The sequence below is a fragment of the Acinetobacter sp. P8-3-8 genome (assembly GCF_000214135.1).
GTDB lineage: Bacteria > Pseudomonadota > Gammaproteobacteria > Pseudomonadales > Moraxellaceae > Acinetobacter.
Window position 1 is genome coordinate 1 of sequence record NZ_AFIE01000140.1, and the last position, 804, is coordinate 804.

At 39.8% G+C, this 804-nt stretch carries 1 protein-coding gene; it reads left to right on the forward strand.

Annotation, left to right across the window (positions count from 1 at the left end):
* Positions 1-804 (forward strand): IS3 family transposase (locus GGG_RS20235; protein ID WP_010118061.1); only part of this gene is annotated, 804 nt, incomplete at both ends.

Genomic DNA, 804 nt, shown 5'->3' on the forward strand with positions numbered 1-804 from the left:
CACCTCAGGTTTCTATGCATGGAAAAAACGTCAGGTACGTATAGCAAAGCAGTACGATGATTTAAAAGCAATGTACTGGCAACATCATGCTCGTTTAGGTGCACCATCATTAGTTCATGACATGCATGATTTAGGTTATAGCATGAGTGAGCGTACTATAGGCCGAATGCTTAAAAAGCTAGGATTACGCAGTAAAATCGCTCGTAAATACAAGCATACGACTGATTCAAATCATCGCTTGTCAACGGTACCAAATTTGTTAGATCGACAATTCACTGTAACTGAGCCGAATAAGGTCTGGACGACTGATATTACATATATACGAACGAAAGAAGGCTGGTTGTATTTATGCGTGATGCTAGATCTATTTAGCCGACGTATCGTCGGTTGGCAGACAAGTACACGAATAGATCGCCAATTGGTATGTGATGCGTTTAACTACGCACTTGCACGTCAGGGCTATCCAACAGGCTTGATGATCCATTCGGACCAAGGCAGTCAGTATTGCAGTCGAGATTTTAGAACTGTATTGCTGAAGAATAAGGCAATTCAAAGTATGTCTCGTAAGGGGAATTGTTGGGATAACGCAGTAACAGAAAGCTTTTTCCATACATTGAAAGGGCATATGGTACATGACAGTATATTTTCTACGAGAAAAGAGGCAAATTCTGTCTTGTTTGAATATATTGAAGTTTACTACAATCGAATCAGAAGACATTCTGCAAACGGTTGGTTAAGCCCTGAAGCTTTTGAACAGAAGTATTTTAAGAATTTAGAGGGAAATATTGTCCACGATAGTGTCTA